Raw genomic sequence first — 18,959 nt, forward strand, 5'->3', positions numbered from 1 at the left:
GAGACGCCCAGTTTCCTCCGGAAGGTGCGTCGGGTCCATCTCAGTAGCAGTGGTTCGGTTTGTCGGATCCGGCGATGGAAGAAGCACTCTACGATGTCCCGCTGTATCGCGAGTTCGCGGGCCTCGATGATGCGATGGCCCGTCTCTCAGACGAAACGACCATCTTGCGATTCCGGAATCTGCTTGAAACGCATGGTATCGCCGCGAAGATCCTCGCGGTGGTCAACGAGGTATTGAGCGAGAAGGGATTGATGCTCAAGGCGGGTTCGGCTGTCGACGCCAATTTGATTGCAGCGCCAAGCTCGACAAAGAACGGCTCAGGTTCACGCGACCCAGAGATGCAGTCGACTCAGAAAGGCCGCAACTGGTACTTCGGCATGAAAGCGCACATCGGCGTTGACGCGGAGTCAGGCCTGGTCCACACGGTCATCGGCACGGCGGCTAACGTACACGACATCAATGCAGCATCGTCGTTGCTGCACGGCGAAGAAACAGATGTCTATGCTGACGCCGGATATCAGGGCATCGAAAAACGGCAGCAAACGGGCTCGGCTCGATGGCATGTTGCGATGCGACCAAGCAAGCGAAGACAGTTGAACTTGAAGAACCGGGTCGATGCGATATACGACAAAATCGAACGGCTGAAAGCCGGCATTCGTGCGAAGGTCGAGCATCCTTTCCGAATCCTGAAGCGCCAGTTTGGCTACATGAAGACGCGATACCGGGGACTGGCGAAGAACACCGCTCAGATCACCACGTTACTTGCGCTGGGCAATTTATGGATGATGCGCAAGGCGCTGCAGAAAGCGTAGAGATGCCGCGCACAACGAACTCGGCCTCCGGCTCTCGCTCCATTTAACAAAACGTGGGCCCTAGCGACTCTCTCACCGACATTGGCAGGCCGACATGTCGCGACAAAACGTCAGCCCCGGCATCTGTTCGCGTCCTGCCATCGTCTGTATTGGACGCAGGCTTTTCAAAACGAGTTGTGCAGAGCTTCCTTAACTTTTCCGCAACGTGTTGATTGGGACATTTGGCCTTGGCACGGGCGGGAGACATTGAGGACTGGGCGAACGACGAGTTCGGGGCGGCAATGTTGGGCGACGCCCGGCTGACCTCCCGCCTCGTGTCGCTTGCTCGTCAGTTATCCAGATGTCCACAAACTTCGTTTCCACAGTCGCTTGATGCCGCCCAATTGAAGGGTGCGTATCGCTTTTTCGATAATGCCAAAGTCGACCCGGAGGGAGTGCTTGCGCCGCACGTCGCGCAGACATTGACGCGAATGGAGCAAGTCCCGTTGGTCCTTGCGATCCAGGACACCACAGAATTCAATCTCACTCATCTTCGCTCGACGGAGGGTCTGGGATATATCGCGCATGAGTACCTTCGTGGCTTCCTGATGCATAGCCTGCTGGCCGTAACTCCCGAAGGTTTGCCGCTCGGCGTGCTGGGCATGAAGACATGGGTCAGGCCGATCGAACAGCTTGGCAAGAAGCGCCTGTGCAAAAGCAAGGCGATCGGCACGAAGGAGAGCGTCAAGTGGCTTGAAGGTATTGAACATCTCGCCACGCTCAAGTCGTATTGCTCCGACACGCACGTCGTTGGCATCAGCGATCGCGAGGGCGACGTCTACGATGCATTCATCGCGGAGCGTCCGATAGGTGTCGATTGGCTGATCCGTGCGTCGTGGAACCGACGGGTAGAACATCCCGAACAATATCTGTGGCCAACTGTTCTGGCGTCGCCGGTGTTGGGCCAGACCGAATTGCAGATCCCGGCCGGGGCTGACAAGCCGCCGCGCACTGCTCGACTCGAAGTTCGATGCACACCGGTGACGCTGCGCGCCCCCGCCAATCGACAATGCGAGAAGCTTCCGCTCGCCGAGGTCTTCGCTATCCATGTTCTCGAAGTTGATATAAACGACAACGTTGATCCACTCGAGTGGCTGCTGCTGTGTTCGATGCCTACGCACACATACGAGCAAGCGCTGGAGCGCCTGGCGTGGTACGCGCGACGATGGACGATCGAATCGTGGCATCGTGTTCTCAAGAGTGGCTGTCGGATTGAAGCGCGCCAGTTCGGCACCCTTGAGCGGTTCGTAAGAGCTACGGCCCTGTTCGCCGTCATCGCCTGGCGTGTTTTATACACCACCCTGCTGGCCAGGCTTGATGGAGACTTGCCCTGCGAAGTTGTGCTTGAACCTGTCGAATGGCAGGCATTGTATTGCCGCGTGCATCGCACCGCCAACTCCCCCAACACGGTACCCTCGTTGGAGCAAGCCGTGCTCTGGATCGCCGGCCCCGGCGGCTATCTAAATCGAAAGCACGATCCGCCTCCCGGACCAACGGTCATGTGGCGCGGGTTTCTCGCTCTTCACGAGATTACCGAGATGTACCGCATTTTCCGGGGAAACGAATGATTCAAACTTGTGGGTAAAACTGAGCCCAATGTTCGGGTATCGCGCGGTCCTCGACTTCGAAAATAAAAATGGGCTATTGAGGCAGTACTTCCCCAAAGCGACCGACCGGACGGTGTATTCACAGGCAATACTCAATGCCGTGGCGAGACGCCTCAATGAACGTCCAAGGAAGACACTCAATTACGAAACGCCAGCCGAACGGTTTGAGCAAACTATTGCATCCACCGGTCCGCCAGCACAATGCGGCTCCTCGGTCTCGTCCATCAGCGACTGGCGTCCCTTGTGTCCTTCCCCGCTGATACCTGTTCGACCTAGCAGCCTAGCGAGTGGCGCCGACGTACGGTGTTGGCGTCAGACGCAGCCGAGGGACCGTTTCCCGCGGTTCGTGGAAGTGCCCGAGCAAAACGGTAGTGCACCCTTGCCGGCCTGGCGAACTTGGTTCCATTATTCTGATTCCCAATAGCGGTAGTGGGAATCAGAATTCGGAACCGCGGTCGCTATGAATAGAAGGCCATCGGAAGATGCTTACGAACCCACTACGCGGTCGACTGGCAGAAGAACGCTGTCGGATCGAAGCTGGGTGTGATGGTATTAAACGTTAAACACTTTGAACCATCGACGAGGCGAATTTTCACTAGCCGCAGCGGCGCCAGTGTTCAATTGAGAACTAGAACTTATGGACCAGTCCGAACCGCCCCAATGCCTGGTTCTGACTACTGGACCGACCAAGTCCTGCGATATTCGTCCCGAGTTGAGCGGCTGCCACATCGTTCGCGTGTTGGTATCCGCCCATGAAGTAGACGGACGTCCGTTTGCTCAATGAATAGTTCAACAACGCGGACCCTTGATGCCAAGTCGCAGAAGCATACTGGGCAGCATGGATGCCAGCGTGAGTGAACGTGTATGCCGCGGCAATCGACAGAGCAGGTGTAAAGAAGTACTGTCCGTTAAGTTCGAAGTTGTCAAACTTCCAGGAATCTTGCCCGCTGGCCGTGACACCAAAGCCAAAGTTTTTTATCGTACCATCAGGTGTTGCGTAGACATCGACATGCGAGTATGCCAAAGCGACGTTGTTCGATCCGGAGAATGTCCAGCGAACCCCGGCGTTGATGTTTTGATACGCCGATCCTAAGAATCCGAACGCGTATGTTGGGGATATTGCTCCGTTTGGATTCGTAGCAGAACTAGGATTACTAGCCCGCGTGAAAGAGGCTGCTCCCGAGAGCTGTCCATAATTGTAGCTACCGGCAACGCTGTACTCGCGATTGTCGGCAAAATTGGTCGAATTGCTCATCGCGTACGACCCTACAAATTGAAAGCCGTGCAGAAGCGGGGACACATACTTTGCTACGTTGTTTACGCGAAAAAACGTGTCGGAGTTGTCGTTATCAAGCGGGTGCGCCGCCGCGTCACCGATCGCGCTGCCTGCGGCGGTATAAGGGTTCCACACGTCGTGACTTGCGTCTGCTGCGCGTCCAAAGTTTAATGTACCGTAGTCCTGGTGATCCAATCCAACATATGCGAGCCGCCCAAACTCAAGTCCTCCGCTTCCCAATTTGCCATTGTTGACGTTGAACCCGTTCTCCAATACAAATATTGCCTTGAAGCCACCTCCGAGATCTTCAATTCCTTTCATGCCCCAACGGGTACCCACGAGTTCACCACTGACCATCGAAATCAATGGCTTCCCGCCGACGTTAGATATGTAGTCCAAACCATCGTCGATCGCCCCATAAAGTGTGACAGTGCTCTGCGCATTCGCACACGGCTGGAACAAAATCAAGCTGACCGTGGTGGCCGCGATCAGGCGTTTTTTCATATACATGTACCCCTTGAGGCGCTCGGACGTTATCCTAGCTAATCGGTTAAGAAAGATCTTTATTTAAGAGTTCGCATTCTCTCGTTGGCCGGGTGTCTCGGCGAGCCCTTGGCGAATCGAAACGAACCGAACTACTGTACGTGGCCAAATTTTCTCGGTTTGAGCGATCTGCGCTGAAGATTGCCGGTTAAGTGCAAGTTTTGTCTGTTATTGCCGGAAACATGCGCGTGGGGCAGATGCCCACGTTCGTGCTCCATTGAAAGTAAGCCCGCGTCCGACGCTGCCGCTGGATACGTCTGATCGCCGAGTTCGTCATTCTGAACAAGGGCTCGGCAACTGCGCGCCGATGTGTGACATTCCGGACTGACGCCGCCCATCAACGAGCGTGCGTCTTCATGGTTGGGCACCGTGAGGGCCGTTCCTTGCCATGTCGCACAACGCGAGGGTGCGCTTGTCGGAGATGATCGACAGGCGTGCTGGTGAGATGGTAATGGTATTGGTTTAGGGTCGTGTACTATACGACGAGCGCCGAAAGCAGCGATCGGCCCCTAGGGACGACGACCGGTCCGGAGGTGCGGGACTTGCAGCGAAGGACGGCGAATCCAGCGTCGATGCACCGGTTACCGCTCGCGACGGATGGCGCATGATTCGCGAACCGCGGCTCAGCGTCTTCACGTGGCCGCGCGGGATGGAATGGCGCGAGCGATAAATCTCCAGCTGGACCTGCCACGGCGATGCACTTGCTTAAGTTGGCGTTGACCGCGTTGTGGCTCTGTCACAGAGCTCGGCGACAACGCACATCTATGTGACGGCGCAGCTGACGATGAAGGGAGAGACAGTGACCAATGCGGGAGTCGCCGCGATACGGACGCAAACGGCTATCGACCGCTAGATGCTCTGCACCGCTTTCTTCAAGGCCTATGATTATGGGAACGGGCGGACGTCTTCGACATAATATTTGCCGCGCCGGCGGGCTTCTCTGTCATACGACTTCGCATGAATCAATCGCTTCGCGAAATGCCACGCTGCTCTTTCTTATATGCACTAAACGAAAAATGCGGATTGTATCGCGCCAGTATCTTCGGCTTGCGTAGCTTGCATCGCGACCCCACGTGCCACAATTCTCCCATGTCCTTTATAGGACTGTCTCGTGTTGCGGCGCAGCTGGCTCTGATGCTGTCGGAAGGCCACGTCTCGCCGTGGCAAAGGGGTAGGATCTTCCTCTCTTCGTCGGGACCTTCGCGGTCACAAGGACGGTTTAGGGCAGCATGGTTGCTTCTCGCGACGCCGATATACAACGGAAGCGCGGAACCTGACTGTACCTCCGTTCTATGAGCATCAATTTGTCAAGGGTTACCGTGTGGCTGGCGAATCGTAGGCAACACTGCCCCCGTCCCTGCGTACGGTAGTCGTAGCTGGGCCTGAGGGACAGCGCCGCCTGCGAGGCAAGGCACGCGCGGTGAACACCTGCTGTGCAGGAGTTATCCACGGGCCGGCCGGCGGGTCGCGAGCGCGACGATGGCAATGCGTCGGGCACGACGGTTGGGGCCGGTGCCCTAGGTGCGCCGGTTGAACCATTGGGTGAGTGCGCCGCGCGGGTTGATAGCGCAGCCAGGTCCACGCCGTCTTGACCAGCAGCGCGCGTACGCGCCGGTTGCCTTGCTTGCTGATGCCCTGGTCGAGCTGGCTCTCGCCGCTGTCGCATGGTTGGGGCACCAGTCCGACACACGCGCCCACCTGGCGTCGATTGTGGAAATCGCGCCAGTAGAATTCGAGCGCGAGGCGTGAGGCGCTGACTTCGCCAATGCCCTTCAGGCGCGTCAGGGGCGTCGCTGCGCGCGCGAGAGGGCGCCGGCACGCTGGCCTGGCGGGTCTTCTCGAGTACGGCGAGCTGCTGCGCCGCGAATGCGCGCCGTTCGCACTTGCGCAGCAGCCGCTCACGTAGTTCCGGCGGCAAGGGCGTGCCATCGTGACACCGAACCTCGTCGCGTGCGAGCCTCTCGGCAAAGGCGCGATGTGCGACGTCTTCCTAGCAGCCGAGCGTGGCCAGCAGCTTGCGCATGCGGTCGAGGCGCTGCAGCACTTCCTTCTGCAACTCCCCGCGTTCGCGCATCAGGTGCCGCGACGCTTCATCCTGCGCGCATGGCTGCGCGGCGAGCCGACCGCATGCACGTGGTTCACGTGCCGGCAGCGCAGGCTGGCCCTGGTCGACGAGCACAGGGACAAGTGGTCCCTGGCAGCCGGCGTGCGGATCGTCGTGTGCTATGAAGCTGGCCAGGACGCATTCTCGCTTCTGTTTCCCTACGGGTTCGCGCGACCCTATCCTTGACCATTGCTGCTGACTGCTTTCGGGTGGGCTCGCCGATGATGACGAAAAAAAACACAATTACGGCCAAAAAGCGGATTTTGTGCGATTTCTCCGCTCGTAACGCTCGTTCCCAAACTTAGAGCGGTGCCACTATATTGTCATCCGAGCTTCTAATGGTCCTCGGCTGTTTCGCGCGGTCTCGAACCCAGTGTCGCGGACGGTTCCGAGGCGGCTGAAAGGACATCGGAGTAACTCTTCACAAAGGGGGTGTTTTCGTTAATTGACTGTTCGGGCGGTCAGGAGGATGCAGTCAAAAGCTGATTCGGCATATTCATTTGAGCCTTTCTGGCGTCAATGCGATTTTGTCGCGCCGACAAAATGAGATAAGGGTAAAGTCAAGCGACGCGGCCCAATTACGATGCACTAAGATTCGCGTCGCGGGGCACCCTAAACAACGTAGCAAGAACCGGTTCATACCCGTTCTTAGCAACGCGCACAAAGTCTTGGGCGAGATCATCTTGGCATCTGCGTTGCGGTCCGAGACCCGCTGAAAGTCGCCCGAGCTAAAGGAGACAATCGTATGTCAAGTATCTTGAGTAGAACCCCACAGGTGAGTGATCAAACCGGTCAAGCGGAAGACTTATCGCGGTTCGAGCATGTACCGCGGAACCATGCGGGGCGCTTTGTCAGCGCTGCCGCGATCATCGCTATCATCGGCTGGATCGCCATAGCGTTTGCCCGAGGTCAGATCGAATGGGCGGTCGTCGGGCGCTTTTTTACTGTGCATAGTATCGTTGCGGGACTTGGTAATACGGTATTGATGACCGTGCTAGCAATGATGCTCGGCATTGCTGTAGGGGTGTCAGTTGCGATCATGCGACTTTCTGCCAATCCTGTCCTCAACTGGCCGGCGGCTGGCTACGTGTGGTTTTTCCGCGGGACACCGGTGCTCTTGCAACTGCTACTTTGGTTCAACTTGGCGCTCGTTTTTCCGGTAATCGGCATTCCAGGACTCTTCACGTTCCGCACCATTGACATAATGACGCCATTTTTGGCGGCATTGCTCGGGCTTGGCATCAATCAGGGAGCCTACACGTCCGAAGTGGTAAGAGCCGGCCTGCTTTCGGTGGACCAAGGGCAGTACGAGGCTGCCAAGTCGATCGGCATGACCGGCCTGCAGGCGCTGCGCCGGATCATCTTGCCGCAGGCAATGCGCGTAATCTTGCCTCCGATCGGGAACGAGCTTATCGGCATGCTGAAGGCGACATCAATCGCGAGCGTGATCCAGTATTCCGAAATTATTTATAACGCTCAGAATATTTATTTCGCGAACAATCACGTGGTCGAATTGCTGATCGTCGCAGGTATCTGGTATCTGGTCGCGGTTACGGTGCTATCGGCGCTGCAAACCAGATTGGAGCGGCATTTCGCACGCGGCGCCGGGCGGCTGGCCAAATCACGGTAAGGGTGGAGATATGAGTCCTAATACGAGTCCTATTGTCAGGGCCGTTGGCCTGCAAAAGTCGTACGGTACATTCGAGGCGCTCAAGGGCATCGATCTAGAGGTTGAGCGGGGCGAAGTACTGTGCGTGATCGGGCCATCAGGGTCGGGCAAGAGCACACTTCTACGATGCATCAACCAGCTTGAGGTAGTTGACAGCGGTGCCTTGTGGGTGAATGGCGACCTAGTTGGCTTCCGACGCAGGGGGCACAAACTGTATGAATTGTCACAGCGAGAGATCGCACGGCAGCGACTTGCGACCGGCATGGTGTTTCAGCGCTTCAATTTGTTTCCGCATAAGACGGCCCTAGGGAACGTTATTGAAGGGCCGGTGCAGGTGCTCAGACAAGAGCGCAAACAGGCCGAGGCTCATGCCCGTGAACTGCTCGGCCGCGTCGGGCTTTCGCACAAATGCGACGCTTACCCGGTCGAGTTGTCGGGCGGTCAGCAGCAGCGCGTGGCAATAGCCCGCGCGCTTGCGATGAAGCCCGCGTTGATGCTGTTCGACGAGCCGACGTCTGCGCTCGATCCCGAACTGGTCGGCGAGGTGTTGGCCGTCATGCGCGACCTTGCGCTCACCGGTATGACAATGGTGGTGGTCACGCATGAACTGGGCTTTGCGCGCGAAGTGGCGAGCCGTGTGATCTTCATGGACCAAGGTCAGGTGGTCGAAGCGGGACCTCCGGAGCAAGTACTTGGCCACCCGGCCCAAGCGCGTACGCGCAATTTTATTTCTGCCGTACTGAAGTGATGGCGCCGCGCGCCGCAATTTTCAAGTCATCCATAAGGAAAAGCTGACATGTTCGCAGGAATCCGATCGCGGTTTGTACTTGTGACGCTTGCCATCGTGCTGGGCGTCACCACCGGCGCTACCAATGCTCAGAGCACAAAGTCTGTCATCAACGCCGCGACGAACCCGGCGTATCCGCCACTCGAATATAAGGACACGGCCTCCAACCAGCTGGTGGGCTTTGATATTGACTTGTTCAATGCAGTCGCCGCCAAGATGGGAGCGAGGGTGAACTGGATTGAAACGGGCTGGGAGCAGCTATTTCCCTCACTCAAGACGAAGCGTGCGGACGTTATCGTGGCCGGAATAACCGACGTACCTGAGCGGCGCGATGTTGCTAGCTTTGTGGATTATTTGAATGACGGGGCACTGTTTGTGACGCTACGTGGCAACGCTGCACGCCTCCCCGACATGAGCGCGCTATGTGGGGCGCGTGTCGCCAACCGACGCACCAGCCAGTGGACCATTCCACTTACGCAATGGAGCGATGAACATTGCAAGAAGGTCGGCAAACCAGGCATCGTACTCGTAGCCGCTGACAGTAGCAGCGATGCGCGGCTACAACTCAAGCAGGGCCGTGTCGATGCAGCTGTGCAGGTTGGCAGTGGGTTCTCATATCAAAATTCGCTTGAGGAAAACACTTATCAGGTAGTCGGAAAGCCGTTCGCCTTCCAAAGGATGGGGATTGCTTTCTCGAAGGATGACCCTCAGCTTGGTCAGTCGATCAAAAAAGCGCTAGTTGAAGTCATGGCAGATGGCACCTACCAGAAGTTACTGCACAAGTGGGGGCTCCCGGAATCAGCTAGTCAGCAGCCTTCGATTAATGATCAGCCCTGAAACGATTTGCGACGGACGCAAGACAGTGCGTAGACGCGAAGAGCGTACCATGGCTACAACACCGACATGCCGGCCCGCATGGCTCTCGAGCCTTCGATCTTGACGAAGATCCGACGGGCGGCTTCGGCCGCCCTGATCGTACGCGCTCCTCAAACGGGAACGTCAGAGTACTTAGGGAGGTACATAGAGCAACGTGGAGCAAAACGCATGCTCTCGCATCGACAGGTCGCTCCACTAGTGAGCATCGGGCGGTTGCGGCATTACAGAGTGTTGGAAGCAGCAATATTTTCAAAGTTGTGCGTCAGTCGTGTCGCGACGCTCCCGGGACGTCGGTGGAAAATAACGAAGGATGCTCGTGACAAGTCTGCGAAGGGGCACCCCGAGTACTTGCGCACGCACCGGAGGAGCCGCCACTTGGGACTCACGGCGGCACAATTCCGTGAAACTTCCGAGGGCATCGTGTGGTCGATCGCCAGCAAAAGTGCAGCCGCCGATTTGTACGCGCATGCTTTCAGTGTTAGCTAGGTCGGATTTGCGGAAATTGAGAGCCTTGGGGGTAGGATCTGTTGACCGTGTCACTATGGCCGAACCATTGGAGTTCTTTTTATGACATCACTGTCGACTCGCGCGCTTGGAATACTCAACCTTGAACGTGGACTGCAGCCCGGCGAGTCTCCCCCTAACCCGAGGCCCCGCTCGTTTTTGAATCCCGATACGTTTGGCTTTCCCGTGATATTCGAAACGGTTGAGGGAGCTTGGGCGGAAAGTGTCATTCGGGGCGACCCAACACTTGAGCCAGCCTACATCGCAGCCGCCCGGCGGCTAGTCGATCGAGGCGCAATCGCAATTAGCTCGAACTGCGGCTTTTCAGTCCGGCATCAGGCGGCCGTTGCGTCGTCGGTCAACGTCCCGGTTGCAATGTCAAGTCTGCTGTTACTGCCGATGTTGCTGCTTCAAGTGCCTCATCCTGCAAAAATCGCCGTCATCACTGCGGACTCCGTACACCTGAAGGAGGAACTGCTAGGGGTCGACAATCCAGCCGAGCGCGAGCGAGTCGTGATCGGTGGCATTGAAGGTGGTCAATTGTGGCAGAACGAGATGAAGCGGCCGCCGCCGCTGACCGAGGTAGCGTCTATCGAGGCTGAAGTTGCGGACTGCATCGCGCGAATCCGCACCGAGAACCCGGAGGTTGCTGCCGTACTGTTTGAATGCACAGCCTTCCCGCTGGTCACACACGCGATTCGAAAACTAACGAAGTTGCCGATCTATGATATCACCACGCTCTGCCGAATGATGTTTGAATCCGTCTTCTAGATTTTTCGCTAGTTCGGCAATATAAAACGACTGGCCAGATCCTCTTTTACGTCCGCACCTTCGACTGGTCCTTCCGAGCAGCCTAAAGCGCCCCCTACTTTCAGTGGGATCAATTTAAATTTTGCTGGACGTCAACCTTGTCTGATAAATAGGTGCATAAGATGAACCTTGATAGCGCCAAAGAACTGGCGGCTTCTGTTTTCCACGAGTCGTACGCGGAGGCGAGAACTGCATTCCTGTCTACGGTGCCGTCTCACCGTGAGTATGTCTCACGCTTCAAAGGTCCGAACGGGGAGCAATTATTCACCGATGCGACGTATCTTGGCCGCCCGGACGCGGAAAATCTTCTGATCTTGATATCGGGAACACATGGCCCGGAGGGTTACTGCGGGTCGGCCTTACAGTCGGTGTTTCTGCAGACCGAGCTGGGTCACTCCTTAGTACCGTCGACAGCAGTGCTCCTCATTCACGCATTGAATTCCTATGGATTTGCATGGGACCGTCGATCCACGGCCGAAGGCATTGACCTCAATCGCAACTTCGTGGACTTTTCGAAGCCGCTCCCGAAGAATCACGACTATGAAGCGCTATCCCAGCACTTCGTTCCTACTGAAGTCTCCGGTCCACTAGCCGAAGCCGCACTGGCTGCTCTTGACGAGTTCCGTGAGACCCACGGTGAAAAACGATACTGGGAGGCTAGGATGTCTGGCCAGTACACTACACCTGGCGGGCTCTTCTATGGCGGAACAGCACCCACCGAAGCTCGTAATATCCTCGAACGCATTGTGGGCGATTTTTCCGTTCCGGAACGGCGGAATGTAATCATCGTAGATTATCACACGGGACAAGGTCGTTACGGATATGGCGAACTGATGTGTGAACAGCCATCAGGGCTCGCCGGGTATCGTCGCGCGTTGAACATCTTTGGACCGTCTGTTACCTCTCCAGATCTCGGGACTTCTTCATCGGTCGCGCTTTATGGAACTCAAGACGAATATTGGGAAGGACTTCTCGGTGCGCGACACACGTATGTCGCGCTCGAGTTCGGTACCTATAGTAGTTCGACCATCTTGCGCGATGAACACTGGCTTTTCGCTCAGAGCGAGGAGGTGATTGGGTCGGCGTGCGGTCGAGAGATCCGCGACGCTACGAAACGATATTTCTACCCGAAAGAAGATGAGTGGCGAGAGATGGTCGTCTGGCGTTCCCACCAAGTGCATCGTCAAGCTCTTGCTCACTTGTCAAAGACGCTGCGTAGTGACCGAGAGGAAAAGTGATTTGCGGACGAGGCCGGTGATTTCCAGTACTACCGCCGCAGATACGGCGGGGGACTGCAGTGTCCCGCCGTATAGATTCACTGGGCGCGTTCGGTCTGGGAAAAGCGGCCCCGGAAGATCTATTACGCGTAAGTGTCCTACATATGCCTAGAGCGCAATATCAAGCGCTGTAACGACGTCGGGTTTGTTGCTGCAGCGCAACCCGTTCGCAAACGCGACGTCGTCGATCCGCCGCATCGCTCGAGCGATGCGCGCCGAACCCAGGTCGCGGACCGGTTTATGCGCAAAGCTTCCTTTGGTGGGATGTCAAGTTCTGGCTCGACGACCACTACACCATGGGGAAGTCTTCACCTTTTCGGGGGGCAGGCATCTCGACTTCAGCGACATACTACAGGTCAGCCGCTTTCTCGGACACGTGGTGCGCGGTTCTCCAACAGCATCCCTCAAGGGTTACCTGCCGCGCTCGACACAGCCGACACTGGCCGATTTCGGTAGTCTGTAATTCGAAGTCCTGCACGAGCGCTTTATCGCGCCCATCTTCACAAGGGCCACTTGAGGGCGCAGCCAGGCTAGTTCCATCTGATCGGGTGTCACCTGTTTCCCCCGATGCGTAAAATCTTCGCCGGGGCGGATAACCCTGGCCGTTCTCCACGATGCGGACGGCTTCCATCATCAGTGTCAGGTGTATCGCGCTTACGGTTACGCATCATATCTGGCATCTTCACTGAGTTTTACACGCTTCCGGCGAGAAGTACATTTTCCGGAGGCGAGGCCAGAGCCCAGGTACAAATCCGCTTCGATCAGGTTAACGAAGCTTCGGGACGATAGTAGAGCAGACGGTCAGTTACGCTTCGCAGCACGAATTGGAGGCGCTTGCTTTCGCGAATCAGGTTACTAATCGCGATCAGCGGCACTCGCCCGATCTCTTTCTCACTAAGCGCGCATGAAACAGATCCATAGTGGCAAGGGGCTCCCTATTCGACGAGTGCCTCGAGCGCTTGTCGGTGCACAATGTGGGATCGCCAAACTACCATTTCCTTCCAATCGCAGCGCTGCGGGTAGAAATGGGCTCTTGTCGCGTGTCTTATATGGCGACCCACTTCCCAGTCGACCGCTTCCGGTCGATGCATCAGTAGCCAGTGTTCATTGCGCACTATCGCTGGGTCATGGTACGTTCCGAATCGAAGTTCAACATAGGTTTGCCGCTCATTCAGAATAGATTGCCAAAACGCATCTTGCGACCCATGCAAGGCCACGGACCAAGGTGTTCCCAGATCGATTGAAGCCGCGGACCGGCCGAAGATCTTTATTGCGCGCTTGTAGCCGGTCCGTCCGGAACGTTGTCCGCACGTCAACTCGCCATAGCCGTATTTTCCTTCACCCGTTTGGTAACTTATGATGAGGACGCTATCGCGGCTCGCGACGTCAAAGTCCACCGTAATCTGTTCAAGGGTGCGGCGAGCTTCTGTCGACGCTTTCCCGCCGTAGAACATGCCGCCGGGCCTAGTGTACTGGCCAGACACTCGCGCTTCCCAAAATTTCTGTTCACCGTGACGTGAACGGTATGCGGCGATCGCCTCGTCAGCACGACGGATTCCATTCGGCGTAATGTCTGCAGGCACGAGATAATCGACTAGTTCCTCATATTCGGGATTCGGAGGAAGCGGCTTGTCGAAGTCAACGAAATTGCGGTCGAGGTCGCATCCCTCCGCAGTCGAACGAAGGTCCCAAGCAAACCCGTAGCAATTTAGCGCATGGACCAAGAGGACGGCCGTCGACGGAGGAAGCCTATTGTGAAATCCCGCTTGCAGGAACAAAAGTTGGGCTGCAGAGCCGCAATACCCCTCCGGACCGTGGGTGCCGGACACAAGGATTAGAAGGTTCTTGGCATCCCGCCGCCCAAAATACGCTACATCTGTGAAAAGCTCTTCACCCAGCGGTCCCTTTGCGACGTGGGGGTAAGCGTTCGACGTAGGTGCCGCCTTTAGAAACCGGTTTCGCGCGCCAAGGTATGTATCAGAAAAAACAATAGCAGCGGCATCTTTCGCACCGTCAAAGTTCATTGTATGGAACCTCCCCGTCCCTTGCTTGCGTACATAGCAGAGCCAATCGTGGCAGTTCGCCTCGCGAACCAAGAGCGAAGCGGTTATTTCCCACGCCTACAGGTAGAGTGCGACGACCACATTTTGCAGCTCTTGCTTTTAGTAGGCGAGTCAGCGCCACGCACGACGTCCACATTAATATTACTATGCTCCCGACGCGGGCTTTTCCGAAGTTTTATCCTTGGGCGGTCGCAATTCGGCGCTTTGCCGACAAACAGCGAGCAATTCTCGCGTGTATTGTTTGGGATGCGGCCCTGTCCTGTTGCTCGCTTGTCGGTGCGTTGTCCCCCCGGCGCTCACGAATAACGCCGGAGGTAGCGGTTGGCGACTGCGTTCGAGGCAACTGTGGTGTTCATCGGCGCGGACTTGAGTCCCCGATCCCTTCTGGCGCGCAAGCTCAACGATGGACGTTACGTGCGCACAACTCGTCGTCTCTCAGATGGCGACTTTGCGTTCTCTCCGTCATTAAAGGCTCGGACCTGTTACGGACAACGCGGGAATTCGGCCGAAGCAACCCCCACATTGAGGAAATCCCGCATTAGACGGCGCTACAATCTTTAGGCACCTGATACAAAGGAAGTGGGGCGTTGACCAGCGTTAATCGGACGTTCATTAGTTACCGAAAATTGCCGTTGGGGCTCAAACTGACCGTAACAGACATGTCACGGTATCGCTACTCGCGTCCTATTTCAGGCAATCCCCAACACACCGTCAATTGCTCAACGACGCTCTAGGGCACTTTTGAATGTTCCAGTCGGCGTGAGGCAAGGTTACAGGTTTTTACGACGCGGCCAAAAGTGATGAATAAGCTCACGTAGGCCGTCCACAGACCCAGCAACCGCATTGGAAGAATAGGCGATGACTTTCGCAACAACACAGCTCTCACCCGAGTTTCCCAACGTCGAGGCACGTCACGTCGATAGACGCCGCTATCCACATGGCGTCGCCTATCTGGATGGGCAATACCTTCCGATGTCAGAAGCAAAGGTATCAGTGCTCGATTGGGGTTTCCTGCATTCTGATGCGACGTACGATACTGTCCACGTCTGGAACGGAAAATTCTTCCGACTGGATTTGCATCTCGACCGCTTTTTTGGCGGTGTGGAGAGATTGCGAATGACGCTGCCTTATGATCGGGAAGAGATCACGACCATCCTGAAAAATTGCGTCGCTTTGTCGGGTCATAAATCTGCATATGTCGAAGTGATTTGCACTCGCGGCACGTCGCCGACCTTCAGCCGGGATCCTCGTCAAGCGGAGAATCGTTTTATCGCGTTTGCGGTTCCGTTTGGTTCAGTGGCGAACAAGGAGCAGTTGGAAAGAGGGCTGTACCTTGCCATTAGTGACACGGTTCGCATTCCGCCAAAATCCGTCGATCCTGCAATCAAGAACTATCATTGGCTCGACCTTGTAAAAGGTCTTTACGACGCCTATGACAAGGGCGCGGAGACGGCGCTGGTCGTGGATACGAATGGCCATATCGCAGAGGGTCCGGGCTTCAATGTATTTCTTGTAAAAAATGGGGCGTTAAAGACGCCCGCTTTCGGTGTATTGCCTGGCATCACGCGCCGAACCGTCTTCGATCTCTGCTCGGAAATCGGCTTCGCGGCTACAGCTAGCCACATTACGCGCGAAGAAATCAAAACGGCTGACGAGGTGTTTATTACTTCGACAGCTGGCGGCATCATGCCCGTGACTCGAGTCGATGACGTTGCGATCGGGAACGGAAAGGTGGGATCCAGTACCCGCAAGCTCATGGACCTCTATTGGCAAAAGCACGAAGATCCGGCGTGGACGACTGCGGTCATCTACCAGTGACCGGATGTGTGCTATGAGACAGCAACTTGACAAACGGCTTCGCGACGATCTACAGGAATTATCGTCGCGCAAGCTATTGAAGATCGAGCAGGAACTGGCATCACCTCAATCCGCCCACGTCCGCCTTGGCACGACGAAGGACCGAGAGGTGCTGAACATGTGCGCAAACAACTACCTCGGCTTGGCTAACAATCCGTCGTTGGTGGAAGCTGCACACGCCGGTCTTGACCGACATGGCTTTGGGATGTCGTCGGTGCGTTTCATTTGTGGGACGCATTCGGTTCATCGCGCGCTCGAAACGAGGCTTAGTGACTACCTGCGGACCGAGGACACAATCCTGTTCGGCTCCTGCTTCGATGCGAACGCCGGTCTCTTTGAAGCATTACTCGGTCCGGAGGACGCGGTAATCAGTGATAGCTTGAATCACGCTAGCATCATTGACGGCATTCGACTTTGTAAAGCAAAGCGCTTCCGCTATGGAAATAACGATTTAGGCGAACTTGAGCGTGCTTTGCATGACGCACGTGACAGCAGAACGGTGCTTGTCGTCACCGATGGCGTTTTTTCGATGGACGGCATCGCCGCCAATCTGCCTGGAATCTGCCAGCTCGCGAAGCGTCACGGCGCCCTGGTTATGGTTGACGACTCTCACGCAGTGGGGTTCATCGGTCCGCAGGGTCGTGGAACGCCGGCTTTGCACGGGCTGGAGGCACAAGTCGACATTGTCACCGGTACACTTGGTAAAGCACTGGGCGGCGCGTCCGGTGGATATGTCTCCGGCCGTGGTGAAATCATTGCATGGCTGCGACAGCGTGCGCGACCCTACCTCTTTTCGAACTCGCTGATGCCGGCACTCTGCGAGGCGTCGTTGACGGCAATTGAAGTGGCCGAACAGGCGGACAGCCTGAGGGAAAATCTGGCCGCTTGCACCTCACAGTTGCGCCGAGGTTTGAGTGCTCTCGGGTACCGGGTCTCCGGTATAGATCACCCTATTGTGCCCGTAATAACGGGCGAGGCCGCGGTTGCAGTTCAGATTGCAGACTATTTATTGTCGCTAGATATTCTGGTTGTACCTTTTTCATATCCCGTGGTGCCGGAGGGCATGGCGCGGATCCGCATGCAAGTGAGCGCGGCGCATACAGCGGAAGACATGAGAAAGGTAATCGCGGCATTCGAGTCGGCCCGGAACGTCGTTGAGGGGGCCCGGGCTCAAGCCCTCTAATTTTGCTCGCAAAGGTGGGCGAAGGAAGGCCCAATGGCAGTCTCAGCTCTCATTCGCGACGGGAAGCGGATGCAACGTTGTAGGTCCGTTGCGCCCCGCTTTTCTTGGTCCGAAAAGCAGCCTTCATTCTGCCCGGCCGTGTGAACCTTGTAAAATCGGCCGGCCGGACACCTTGCCATCACTTCAGGAGGGTGACGGAAACAACTTGGCCGGCAAGGAAAAGCAGCGCCCCCTCGGCGCCGCAATCTCAGAACAGTTGCCCCACAGACAGAGTCTAGCTCCGCTGTTGGCGTGGCTGGAAAGCTTGCCAACCCGCGCTCTGGCGTTGGCTCGTCTGCTACCGATCGGAAGGACCACCGAATATTGGATCGTCGGCGTCTATCGGGAATTCAAAGCTGGCTTTAACCCGGTCCATTACAACCATGGTCTTGAAACTCTTGATATCCGGATTTTCGCGGAAGAACCGACGAGTGAATTGCTCGTAGTCGTCCATGTCCTTTGCTGTGATGACAAGCACGAAGTCTGCATCGCCGGTAGCGTAGAAACCCATCATGACTTCGCGAGTGGCTCGAATCGCGCTCTTGAAGCGATCTACGATATCCGCTCTCTCTCTTTCGAGCGACACCAGCACGATCATGGTAACCGCACGACCAAGGGCTTTCGGCGAGACGATGGCCACCTCCGCCTCAATGATTCCCTCAGAACGCAGTCTCTTTAACCGTCGCTGACATGCCGACGATGACAAGTTGACGGCATTGCCGAGTTCATCCGATGTGAGGCGGTTGTTTCTCTGAATCCTCTCGAGGATCGCCGCATCGATTTTATCCATACACGACATGCTTTTTTCCTGCACGATTTGACAGTAGGCCGCTTTATTTAAGCATAGCTCGGGCCGGTTGCACGGTCAATTCGTGTTTTCCTAGGTGCGAGACGCCGTTTTTTCTCGCCCAGCCGCCCCGGTCGAACTGCATGACGCTGATAACCCGCACCGTTCGGATCCACATCGCCTTGCAGTTCAGGTTCATGGGCCTTCTGGCCAGCGAATTCGGTGCACGCACGAGAGTCATCCCGACCTTTTGACTCGGCACTTGTAACGCTTCGCTCGAAATACCGCTTCACAAGCACCAATCCGGTCTCGCTCTTGGCGAAGTAAGGAAATGCTTCACTTGCGCGCGGTGCAGGCTTCGAAAAGAACCCACTGATGCGCCGCCGACAGTGCAAGAGATCGTTGCTTAAGCGTCGGCAATCCTGCACGTTGGTATCTGATTCCTCAAACAGAAGCGGCCCCGTGGCTCCCCACGAGACGATTTCTATATATGTCGAGTCACGGTCCCTGGTTCTCCTCCTTGGGCCTAGCCAAGACGGTAATCCCATAGGCGAAATCCTTCACGACGAAATGCGGTTTTTCGTTTCCCCAGCAAAAAAGCGATCGCCAAATTCACGTGACGGCAATTCGCCAAGGGCCGCGGTCGGACGTCCATCTCTTTCGACGTGGTTTGCGCCTCGCGTGTGAGCAGCCCCAGTTTCGGCAGCCGAGGTGCCCAATGACGGC

The 18,959-nt window shown here is 56.4% G+C and carries 11 protein-coding genes and 3 pseudogenes; 10 read left to right on the top strand and 4 right to left on the bottom strand.

The window, feature by feature from the left end; translation table 11 throughout:
* Positions 1–47: 47 nt before the first annotated feature.
* From AC07WT_RS29045 to AC07WT_RS29055, 3 genes and pseudogenes are all read left to right on the top strand, one after another.
* Positions 48–812: pseudogene (locus AC07WT_RS29045) on the top strand (IS5 family transposase); the annotation flags it as partial.
* 227 nt (positions 813–1,039) lie between these two features.
* A complete protein-coding gene (locus AC07WT_RS29050) occupies positions 1,040–2,419 on the top strand; it encodes an IS4 family transposase (protein WP_494949595.1) in 1,380 nt (459 codons plus the stop codon).
* Between the two features lie 58 nt (positions 2,420–2,477).
* Positions 2,478–2,648, top strand: a pseudogene (locus AC07WT_RS29055) (IS30 family transposase); the annotation flags it as partial.
* Between the two features lie 438 nt (positions 2,649–3,086).
* Here AC07WT_RS29055 and AC07WT_RS29060 read toward each other — a convergent pair.
* Complete coding sequence (locus tag AC07WT_RS29060; protein WP_494949596.1) at positions 3,087–4,238, bottom strand: porin; 1,152 nt, start codon at positions 4,236–4,238, stop codon at positions 3,087–3,089.
* A 1,559-nt stretch (positions 4,239–5,797) separates the two neighbouring features.
* A pseudogene (locus AC07WT_RS29065) lies at positions 5,798–6,384 on the bottom strand (transposase); the annotation flags it as partial.
* A gap of 742 nt (positions 6,385–7,126) precedes the next feature.
* On the opposite strand from AC07WT_RS29065, the gene AC07WT_RS29070 reads away from it, so the two are divergent.
* The 5 genes from AC07WT_RS29070 to AC07WT_RS29090 all read left to right on the top strand — a co-directional run bounded on the left by AC07WT_RS29070 (position 7,127) and on the right by AC07WT_RS29090 (position 12,265).
* Complete coding sequence (locus tag AC07WT_RS29070) at positions 7,127–8,011, top strand: amino acid ABC transporter permease (protein WP_494949597.1); 885 nt, start codon at positions 7,127–7,129, stop codon at positions 8,009–8,011.
* Positions 8,012–8,021: 10 nt separating this feature from the next.
* A complete protein-coding gene (locus AC07WT_RS29075; RefSeq protein WP_494949598.1) occupies positions 8,022–8,798 on the top strand; it encodes an amino acid ABC transporter ATP-binding protein in 777 nt (258 codons plus the stop codon).
* Between the two features lie 48 nt (positions 8,799–8,846).
* Positions 8,847–9,674 (top strand): ABC transporter substrate-binding protein, encoded by an 828-nt coding sequence (locus AC07WT_RS29080; protein WP_494949599.1) that lies wholly within the window; start codon positions 8,847–8,849, stop codon positions 9,672–9,674.
* A gap of 606 nt (positions 9,675–10,280) precedes the next feature.
* Positions 10,281–10,988, top strand: a complete 708-nt coding sequence (locus tag AC07WT_RS29085) for an aspartate/glutamate racemase family protein (RefSeq protein ID WP_494949600.1) — start codon at positions 10,281–10,283, stop codon at positions 10,986–10,988.
* A gap of 161 nt (positions 10,989–11,149) precedes the next feature.
* Positions 11,150–12,265 (top strand): DUF2817 domain-containing protein, encoded by a 1,116-nt coding sequence (locus tag AC07WT_RS29090; protein ID WP_494949601.1) that lies wholly within the window; start codon positions 11,150–11,152, stop codon positions 12,263–12,265.
* Between the two features lie 974 nt (positions 12,266–13,239).
* On the opposite strand, the gene AC07WT_RS29095 is transcribed toward AC07WT_RS29090, so the two are convergent.
* Positions 13,240–14,328: a DUF2817 domain-containing protein gene (locus AC07WT_RS29095; protein ID WP_494949602.1), complete on the bottom strand. Its 1,089-nt coding sequence runs from the start codon at positions 14,326–14,328 to the stop codon at positions 13,240–13,242.
* Positions 14,329–15,225: 897 nt separating this feature from the next.
* On the opposite strand from AC07WT_RS29095, the gene AC07WT_RS29100 reads away from it, so the two are divergent.
* Complete coding sequence (locus AC07WT_RS29100) at positions 15,226–16,185, top strand: aminotransferase class IV (RefSeq protein ID WP_494949603.1); 960 nt, start codon at positions 15,226–15,228, stop codon at positions 16,183–16,185.
* A gap of 13 nt (positions 16,186–16,198) precedes the next feature.
* Positions 16,199–17,407, top strand: coding sequence for a glycine C-acetyltransferase (locus AC07WT_RS29105; protein ID WP_494949604.1), 1,209 nt, complete (start codon positions 16,199–16,201; stop codon positions 17,405–17,407).
* A gap of 337 nt (positions 17,408–17,744) precedes the next feature.
* Here the strand turns inward: AC07WT_RS29105 and AC07WT_RS29110 are convergent, their stop codons facing one another.
* Positions 17,745–18,236 carry an Lrp/AsnC family transcriptional regulator gene (locus AC07WT_RS29110; protein ID WP_494949605.1) on the bottom strand — a complete coding sequence of 164 codons (492 nt, stop codon included), beginning with the start codon at positions 18,234–18,236 and terminating at the stop codon, positions 17,745–17,747.
* Between the last annotated feature and the right edge of the window lie 723 nt (positions 18,237–18,959).

The organism is Paraburkholderia sp. GW821-FHT02A12 (assembly GCF_059422005.1).

Coding starts and splice junctions, on each gene's coding strand:
- AC07WT_RS29085 (WP_494949600.1), top strand. CDS start 10,281: ATGACATCACTGTCGACTCGCGCGCTTGGAATACTCAACCTTGAACGT.
- AC07WT_RS29105 (WP_494949604.1), top strand. CDS start 16,199: ATGAGACAGCAACTTGACAAACGGCTTCGCGACGATCTACAGGAATTA.
- AC07WT_RS29110 (WP_494949605.1), bottom strand. CDS start 18,236: ATGGATAAAATCGATGCGGCGATCCTCGAGAGGATTCAGAGAAACAAC.
- AC07WT_RS29100 (WP_494949603.1), top strand. CDS start 15,226: ATGACTTTCGCAACAACACAGCTCTCACCCGAGTTTCCCAACGTCGAG.
- AC07WT_RS29060 (WP_494949596.1), bottom strand. CDS start 4,238: ATGAAAAAACGCCTGATCGCGGCCACCACGGTCAGCTTGATTTTGTTC.
- AC07WT_RS29075 (WP_494949598.1), top strand. CDS start 8,022: ATGAGTCCTAATACGAGTCCTATTGTCAGGGCCGTTGGCCTGCAAAAG.
- AC07WT_RS29080 (WP_494949599.1), top strand. CDS start 8,847: ATGTTCGCAGGAATCCGATCGCGGTTTGTACTTGTGACGCTTGCCATC.
- AC07WT_RS29090 (WP_494949601.1), top strand. CDS start 11,150: ATGAACCTTGATAGCGCCAAAGAACTGGCGGCTTCTGTTTTCCACGAG.
- AC07WT_RS29070 (WP_494949597.1), top strand. CDS start 7,127: ATGTCAAGTATCTTGAGTAGAACCCCACAGGTGAGTGATCAAACCGGT.
- AC07WT_RS29095 (WP_494949602.1), bottom strand. CDS start 14,328: ATGAACTTTGACGGTGCGAAAGATGCCGCTGCTATTGTTTTTTCTGAT.